This is a genomic window from Nocardia uniformis NBRC 13702, assembly GCF_001613345.1.
In the GTDB taxonomy this organism is placed as follows: domain Bacteria; phylum Actinomycetota; class Actinomycetes; order Mycobacteriales; family Mycobacteriaceae; genus Nocardia; species Nocardia uniformis.
Genome location: NZ_BDCE01000047.1, coordinates 47,418 through 55,782, shown reverse-complemented (window position 1 = coordinate 55,782; position 8,365 = coordinate 47,418). Strand labels below are relative to the sequence as shown.

7 protein-coding genes are annotated in these 8,365 nt (G+C 65.1%); 6 read left to right on the top strand and 1 reads right to left on the bottom strand.

From position 1 onward, the window contains the following. On the top strand, window positions 1–413 hold a 413-nt coding region (locus NU1_RS16115), incomplete at its 5' end, for an oxygenase MpaB family protein (RefSeq protein ID WP_157552374.1). A 528-nt stretch (window positions 414–941) separates the two neighbouring features. On the opposite strand, the gene ectB is transcribed toward NU1_RS16115, so the two are convergent. Beyond that, a complete protein-coding gene (gene ectB / locus NU1_RS16110) occupies window positions 942–2,204 on the bottom strand; it encodes a diaminobutyrate--2-oxoglutarate transaminase (RefSeq protein WP_067522243.1) in 1,263 nt (420 codons plus the stop codon). 168 nt (window positions 2,205–2,372) lie between these two features. Between ectB and NU1_RS16105 the strand changes: the two genes are divergently transcribed. The 5 genes from NU1_RS16105 to NU1_RS16085 all read left to right on the top strand — a co-directional run bounded on the left by NU1_RS16105 (window position 2,373) and on the right by NU1_RS16085 (window position 8,361). Then, entirely contained in the window at window positions 2,373–3,176 is an 804-nt protein-coding gene (locus NU1_RS16105; RefSeq protein ID WP_067522241.1) for an ABC transporter permease, read from the top strand. Further along, window positions 3,169–3,981: an ABC transporter permease gene (locus tag NU1_RS16100; RefSeq protein ID WP_067522238.1), complete on the top strand. Its 813-nt coding sequence runs from the start codon at window positions 3,169–3,171 to the stop codon at window positions 3,979–3,981. The genes NU1_RS16105 and NU1_RS16100 overlap by 8 nt, the downstream gene beginning before the upstream one ends. A 104-nt stretch (window positions 3,982–4,085) precedes the next feature. Beyond that, window positions 4,086–4,961, top strand: a complete 876-nt coding sequence (locus NU1_RS16095; RefSeq protein ID WP_245720144.1) for an ABC transporter ATP-binding protein — start codon at window positions 4,086–4,088, stop codon at window positions 4,959–4,961. Between the two features lie 374 nt (window positions 4,962–5,335). After that, window positions 5,336–7,936 (top strand): sensor histidine kinase, encoded by a 2,601-nt coding sequence (locus tag NU1_RS16090; protein ID WP_067522234.1) that lies wholly within the window; start codon window positions 5,336–5,338, stop codon window positions 7,934–7,936. Next, window positions 7,933–8,361 (top strand): roadblock/LC7 domain-containing protein, encoded by a 429-nt coding sequence (locus NU1_RS16085; RefSeq protein WP_067522232.1) that lies wholly within the window; start codon window positions 7,933–7,935, stop codon window positions 8,359–8,361. The genes NU1_RS16090 and NU1_RS16085 overlap by 4 nt, the downstream gene beginning before the upstream one ends. Window positions 8,362–8,365: the final 4 nt, after the last annotated feature.

The following is an 8,365-nucleotide window of genomic DNA, read 5'->3' as shown; positions in this document are numbered from 1 at the left end:
ACGAAAGCTACCAGCGATATTGGGCACATACACTGCGGGAGGCGCTGGGCTCCAACAGCACCACGGACTTCGCGGCGAATATCCACCGCAAGCAGGTACCCCCGCCGTCCGGAATCCCGGAGCCGGTGTGGCGGTTGGTGCGCTACCCCGTCATGGGTATCGGCGTCTGGATCTCCAATGCCACCATGCCCCCGGAGGCCCGAGAGATCCTGGGCTGGAAGTGGACCCGCCTCGACCAAGCAGCCTTCGAAATCTTCCGCCGCACCGTCCGCACCGCCTGGAACATCGCCCCCCGACGCCTCCGCTACCTCCCCGACTCCTGGGCAGGAATGCAGCGCTACCACACCAACCCATCAGCCTACGAAGTCCCGACACCAACACCCGATAAAGCCACCACCCAACACACCAGCTGATCCCACAACGTCCGGAGCAACACAACGGGTACACCAAAAGACCCAACCCCACACCCAACACTGACACCGATCGAGAACCCACGCGCCCCCAAACCACCCACTCGAGCCCCGGGGAGGTTCGAAATCGTCACCCAACGTGACAACCGATCTCGCAACGTCCGGAGTAACGCAACGGGTACACCAAAAGACCCAACCCCACACCCAACACTGACACCGATCGAGAACCCACGCGCCCCCAAACCACCCGCTCGAGCCCCGGGGAGGTTCGAAATCGTCACCCAACGTGACAACTGATCTCGCAACGTTCGGGGTAACTCACCGGGTACGCCCAAAACTCAGCCCCGCACCCAACGCAGGCACGGATCGAGAACCCACGGCGGCACCCAAGCCGCCCGCTAAAGATCCGGGGAGGCGGAACAGAGCCGGGCTCCCTCCGCAGCGGGGAGCCCGGCTCCCGACGACGCACCGGTGTGGGCGGTGCGCCGACGGCTACACCTCGGGGCGAGTTACTCAGTCCCCGAGGCAGTCTCAGTGAGCGTGGCGGACGATATCCACGGCTCGAACCAGGATGTCGAGTCCCAGGGTGAGTTCGTCATCGGTAATGGTCAGGGGCGGAAGCAATTTCACCACCTCGTCTTCGGATCCTGAGGTTTCCACCAGTAAACCGTTCTCGAAGGCGATCCGACACACTTTGGCCGCCTGTGAGGAGTCGGCGAAGACGAGGCCGTGTACGAGACCGCGCCCGCGCGTGGTTATTCCGCCGAAGTGCTCGACCATTGCCGTCAAGCTGGTCCGGAGGCGCTCCCCCTTGGCCAGGGTGGCGGCTTCCAGGCGGCCGTCGGCCCAGTAGTGGCGCAGGGCCTTGTCCGCTGTGACGAAGGCTGCGTTATTGCCGCGGAAGGTGCCATTGTGCTCACCGGGGGCCCACTGGTCGAGCTCCCGCTTCATGAGCACCAGGGCCATCGGAAGTCCGTAACCGCCAATGGATTTCGACAATGTGACGATATCGGGGGTGATTCCGGCGAACTCGAAGGAGAAGAACGATCCGGTGCGCCCACAGCCCATCTGGACATCGTCGACAATCAGCAGGATTCCGCGATCGGCGCACAGCTCGGCGAGTTGGCGCAGCCATGCGGCGCGCGCGATATTCACGCCGCCCTCACCCTGTACGGTTTCGACAATGACGGCGGCGGGCCTGTCCAGCCCCGAGGACGAGTCGTCGAGTGCGCGTCGCATCCACGAAAGATCGTCGGCCACACCCAGGTACCCGTCGTACGGCATAGGGGTGGCGTGGATCAGCGGTACCCCCGCGCCCGCGCGCTTCGCGGCATTGCCGGTGACCGAGAGCGCGCCCAGGGTCATTCCGTGGAAGGCGTTGGTGAAGTTCAGGACGGCGGTTCGTCCGGTCACCTTGCGCGCCAGCTTCAGGGCGGCTTCGACGGCATTGGCTCCGGTCGGCCCGGGGAATTGCACCTTGTAGTCGAGCCCTCGCGGCTCGAACACCAGCTCCCGCAACGTTTCCAGCAGCGTGCGCTTGGCGACGGTGGACATATCCAGGCCGTGCGTAATTCCGTCACCGACGAGGTAGTCGATGAGCGCCCGCTTGAGTACGGGGTTGTTGTGCCCGTAATTGAGCGCCCCCGCCCCGGCGAAGAAGTCGAGGTAGTCCGTGCCGTTCTCATCGGTCAGCCAGGTACCCCGAGCGGTTTCGAAGACCGTCGGCCAGGACCGACAGTAACCGCGCACATTGGATTCGAGCGTCTCGAAAACGGTCGTCTCGGCGGTGGTCATCGGCGGTCCTAGCGTCGCAGCAAAGTGAAACACTGCCGTTTCTAGCATTGAAGCCGGGCCGCCGGGAAGGTTTTCGACGAATCAGCCGACCGTCACCGGGTGGGTACCGCGCGCACCCGGCAATATTCCTTTGCCGCACCCACCTGCCCCACGTAGTGTCAATCTCTTGTGCGCGCCGACGTGGGGGTCTATTGGCAGCTGGTCCGGGCGGGTTTCCGCCGACAGTCCTACTACCGATTGGCCATGGTCGCGGGCCTGGTCACCAATGTCGTGTTCGGCTTCGTCCGCGCCGCGGTACTGATGACGGCGGTCGAGAGCACCGACGATTTCGGCGGCTACGACCAGGGCACCATCGGTGCCTATATCTGGCTGTCGCAGGGGCTGCTCGGGGCCATCGCCTTCTGGGGCATGCCGGACATCGTGGCGCGTATTCGCAGCGGCGATGTGGCCATCGACTTTCTGCGGCCCATCGATATGCAACTGGCCCATCTGTCGGAGTATCTCGGCCGCGCGGTCTTCACGCTGCTCCCGCGCGGACTACCCAGCGTGCTCGTCGGCGTCCTCACCTTCGGGCTCGCCATGCCGAATACACCGGGGCCCTATGTCCTGGGCGTGATCAGTCTGCTGCTGGCCATCGCCGTGTCGTTCCTATCCATGTTCACGGTGTGCCTGGCCGGATTCTGGATGGTGGAGACGCGCGGGCTGCGATCGCTGCACATGATCTGCGGAACCTTCCTGGCCGGGCTGTTCGCGCCGGTATCGCTGTTCCCGGATTGGTTGCGCACCCTCGCCTACTGCACACCCTTCCCCTCGATGATGCAGTGGCCGATCGACGTGCTGTCCGGCCGCACCGTCGGCTGGCATGCGGTCGGTCTCGTTGCGGCCCAGATATTCTGGTTCTTCGCCCTGTTGGCCGCCGGGCAGCTGGTGCTGCGCGCCGGGCGGCGCAAACTGGAGGTGCAGGGTGGCTGAGGCACGATCGGGGCTCGCACCCTATCGGGCGGTGCTCGGCTCCCGACTGCGCGCGCAGCGGGCCTATCCGCTGTCGTTCGCCACGGATCTGTTCAGCGCCTTCCTGATCGGGCTGGTGGAATTCGGCGAGATGTATGTGATCTTCCACAATGTGCCGCAACTCGGTGGGCTCGACCTGACCGCCATGCTTTTGCTGTTCGGACTGAGCAATACCTCGTTCGCGATCGCCGATATGCTTGTGGGACACGTCGATACGCTGCCCACCTACATTCGAATGGGTCAGCTCGACGCCTTCTATCTGCGACCGCAACCGCTACTGCTGCAATTGGCCATCAGTGATATCCAGTTGCGCCGGGTGGCGCGGATTACGGTGGCTGCCGTAGTGCTCGGCTTCGGTATAGCCCGCAATGACATCGATTGGACACCAACGCATGTCGCGCTGTTCATTTTTACGCTGCTCTCGGGTATCGCGATATTCGCCGGGTTGTTCATCTGTGCGGCGGGGGTGCAGTTCTTCCTCATCGACGGATCGGAGCTGACCAATGCCTTCACCTACGGCGGGTCCTATGCCTCGATGCAACCGACCTCGGTGTTCCCGACACCGATGAAACTGATATTCGGATTCCTGATACCCGTGGCCTTCACCTCCTATCTGCCCACCATCGCCCTGCTGGACCTGCCCGGTCCGGCGCTACTGCCGTCCTGGCTGGCCTGGGCGTCGCCGTTGGCGGCCTTGTGGGTGTGGGCGGCGGCGCTGGGGATGTGGCGCGTGGGTACCAGGCACTACCAGGGAGGCGGCGGGTGAACGGGCCCATTATCGACACCGTGGATCTGACCCGCACGTTCGTGGTGCGCCGCAAGGAGGGGCGCTGGCGACGACGGCGTGGGGTATCGACCGCGGTGGACGCCATGAGCTTTCGAGTGGAACCCGGTGCCGCGGTCGGCTATATCGGCGCGAACGGGGCCGGAAAGTCCACCACCATAAAGATGCTCACCGGAATTCTGGTACCCACCTCCGGGACGGTGCGGACCTGTGGACTCGATCCGGTCCGGCAGCGCCGGGAACTCGCGAGCCGGATCGGGGTGGTGTTCGGGCAGCGGTCGCAGCTGTGGTGGGATCTGCCGCTGCGTGAATCGTTCTCGATTCTGGCGGCCATCCACCGACTCGACGAGTCCAAGGCCGATAAACGCCTGCGTGAGCTGGTCGAACAGCTGGAAATGGGCAGCACCCTCGACACCCCGGTGCGACAGCTGTCGCTGGGTCAGCGCATGCGCGCGGAAGTGGCGGCGGCGCTGCTGCATTCACCCGAACTGGTCATTCTCGACGAGCCGACCATCGGGCTGGATGTGCTGTCCAAACAGCGGCTGCGGGAGTTTCTGCGATACGAGCGCACCCAGCGCGGCACCACCCTGCTGCTCACCACCCATGACATGGGCGATATCGAGCGGCTGTGCGACCGGGTGCTGGTGGTGGATCGCGGCAGCCTGGTCTACGACGGATCCCTGACCGGGTTGGCCGCCACCGTCGGCGCGCAACGCGTACTGACGGTCGACCTGGTCGAGCCGACACCCGAGCTCACCGATCTACCCGGTGCGAAACTCCTCGACAGCGCGGGTTCGGGCATGCGGCAACGCCTGGCGTTCGATTCCGAGAACACTACGGCCGCACAACTGCTCGCCGCGATCTCGGCGCGCGCGGAGGTGCGCGACCTCTCGCTCGAGGAACCCGATATCGAGGATGTGGTGCGCCGCATCTACGAATCCGCAACCGGACCGCAGCGATAATTCGAACGGCGGATACACCTCGGCCATCACAGCAGTCGAGCAGAACGCGATTCGCCGAGCCCACCGCCGACCTCTCCTGCGCCGAAGACACGACGGTGAGCCGATAGTCATCACATTGTTTCGCAGCGGACCCGGCGATCACATCCATCCGACGAAGATTGGGAGTGGATGTGTAATAGCAGGCCCGGCAATGAGTTCCGCACGCCACACTGTTCGGTCTCGGTTTGCGGGTGCACTGCCCCTATGACACGTTGCTGATGATTCTCACTGTGCGCGGCGCAAGTCGGCACGATGGCCGATATTGCAGGAGCTATGTAGTGAAATTCCGTCCGGCGTCATTGTTGCCGCGAGGTAACGTAAGACTCACGCCGCCAGTGGGATTCGCGCGGCCGCGCACAATTCGTGCCCGACTGACCCGAATTCTGCTGGTCTCGGTGACGCTGGTACTCGCACTATTGGCGATTATTATCGGCGGTGAGTTCGGACGGTATCGCGATACCGGGGCGACCGCGCGCGCGGTCTCGCTGGCCTTGGCGGTACAGGATCTGGTCCACGAGGTCCAACGTGAGCGCGGTCTCACCAATGGCCTACTGGGTGGGGATGATTCGCTACGGCAGACCGTCGCGAATCAACGCGACGCCACCGATACGGCACTGCACGCGCTCAACTTCGCACTGAGCGGAAACCCGACCGGTGCCGACCAGGTGCGTTCGGCGGTCGCCCAATTGTCGGGTATGAGCGCCAATCGTGCCGATGTGGACGCGCGGCGCATCGACCGGGCAGCGACCTTCCAGTTCTACAGCGGCGGCATCGCGGCGCTCAATCGGGCGCGTCCGGATCTCGACCGCGCCCGGGACACCGACCTGTGGCGGGGATTGCAGGCGCTCTACGCGCTCGGCGAGGCCAAGGAGTACACCGCGCAGGAACGCGGATTCCTCAATGGCGTCTTCACCTCGGGCGGTTTCGGACCCGGCGAGTACGTGCGATTCCTCGATATTCGTGCCGCGAAACTGGCCGCCATCACCGCCTTCGAACGCGATGCCACCGCCGAGCAAAGCATCCTGCTCACCACCGCCATGCGTTCGGAGGATTCGACGCGCGCCGCTGCCGCCGAAGCCATTGCCATCGGCTCGACAGCGGGTCCGCTGCTGGAGCCGGTGAGTGCGGCCGAGTGGTGGCGGCAGATGACCTCGGTCATCGACTCCGAACACGGCGTACAGCGCGCGGTGGGCGATGAGATTCGGGCCCGCGCCGACGAAATGCGCGACCGCGCCACCCTGGTGCTCGGTGCGTACCTGCTGGCCGCGCTACTGGCCATCGCCGCACAGGTGACCCTGGTGGTGGCGGCCGTGCGCGCGATCGTTGGACCGCTGGCGCGGCTGGCCGCCGAGGCCGACGAGGTGGCGACCCGACGACTGCCCGACCTCATTACCGCCTGGCGGCGCAATGACGGGACCGACCCCGAACCACCGGAGCCGGTCCGGCTCGGCATCCGGGCGGGCGACGAAATCATCTCGGTGGCGAAGGCTTTCGACCGTGTGCAAACCACCGCCTTCGATCTGGCGTCCGATCAGGCCCTGCTGCGCCGCAACACCACCGAATCGCTCGCCAACCTGGCCCGCCGCAATCAGAATCTGGTGCGCCGCCAACTCGGTCTGATCAGTGAATTCGAGCGCGAGGAACTCGACCCCAACGCACTGTCGAACCTGTTCGAACTCGACCACCTCGCCACTCGTATGCGCCGCAATGCCGAAAGCCTGCTGGTCCTGGTCGGCGAATCCAGCCCGCGCCGCTGGTCCGAGCCCATCCCGCTCAGCGATGTCGTTCGCGCCGGCCTGTCCGAAGTCGACGACTATCGCCGGGTCATCCTGCGCCGCGTGGACGATATCGATATCGTCGGCTCGGCGGTCAGTGAGCTCGCGCATATGCTGGCTGAACTCATCGAGAACGGATTGTCCTTCTCCCCACCGGATCTCGAGGTCGAGATCTACGGTCGCCGCCTGGGTCCCCGCTACCTCATTGCCGTGGTCGACCACGGCGTCGGTATGTCCCCGGATCAACTCGCCATCGCCAATGCCCGCCTGCGCGGCGAAGCCGACTTCCTGGTCGCCCCCACCCGCTACCTGGGTCACTATGTCGTCGGCCGACTGGCGCGACGCCTCGGCGTCGAAGTGGAACTCACCGTCTCCCCCGTCAGCGGAATCGTCGCCCGCCTACTGCTGCCCGAGACCCTCGTCGGCGCGCCAAACAGTCCGGCACTGGAGTCGAAACACGGAGCAGCGCAACCACTCGCACTCACCCAGGGCGCACCCGTCGGGCCCAACACCGGGCGACACCGGCAGGTGTGGCCGGGCGGTGCACCCCCCACTGCGGCCGCCGACACCGATCCGGCAGTGGTCGGCATCGCAAGTATCACCGAGATCGACCCAGCCGCAAAGGCATTCACCGGCGCGAGCCTGGATCCAACCAGCAGCGCCAACCTCACCGCCGTCAACGGTTTCCCGACTGCGCAATCCGGGGTCGGCAGCATCGAAACAGACGGCACGCACAGCTCCGCGACGAACGGCGCGGCGACCGGCACCGTGACGACGCATCCGCTCAACGGAACCTCGATTCCGTTGGCGGAAAAGCTCTTCCAGGTGAATCATGCGCCAGCCACTACCCCCGCAAACGAGGTGGCGGCCGTGGGAACATCTGCGGTTACCTTGGCGCCGAATGAATCTCACAGCGACGACACGGCGACCGACGCAGGGGTGCAACGCACACGAAACGGGCTTGTCAAGCGCAGCAGGAAGACTCGTGAGCACGCCGGTACGACACCCGAGAAATCGCGGTTCGCGCCGACCCGACAGCCCCCCGCACTCGTCGCCGGACGCTCCCCCGAGGAAGTGCGCGGCATGTTGGCAGGATTCCGCGCCGGACATCAGCGCGGCGAACGCGGGGACCAGCCCCATCCACAGGAGGACCGCAGGTGACGACCCACTACACCGAAACCGACCCGCATACCTTCAACTGGTTGCTGTCCGACTTCGTGCGCACCACCGACGGGGTGCGCGATACCGTCGCGGTGTCCGCCGACGGACTGCTCATGGCCATGTCGGCCGGCCTGGACCGCACCGGCGCGGACCGCCTCGCCGCCATTGTGTCCGGACTCAGCAGCCTGAGCCGAAGCGCTTCCCGCAGTTACGACTTCGATGGCCTGCGGCTCATCATGATCGAGATGGGACGTGGCTTCCTACTCGTCTCCGCGGTGACCGACGGCAGCTGTATCGGCGTTATCGCCGACAGCGCCGCCGATGTGGGCCTGGTGGGCTATCAGATGGCGATCCTGGCCGAGCGTGCCGGAAATCTGCTCACCCCGACCCTCATTACCGAGTTACGCGAATCCCTGTCGCGATGAACCA

Coding starts and splice junctions, on each gene's coding strand:
- NU1_RS16095 (WP_245720144.1), top strand. CDS start 4,086: ATGAGCTTTCGAGTGGAACCCGGTGCCGCGGTCGGCTATATCGGCGCG.
- ectB (WP_067522243.1), bottom strand. CDS start 2,204: ATGACCACCGCCGAGACGACCGTTTTCGAGACGCTCGAATCCAATGTG.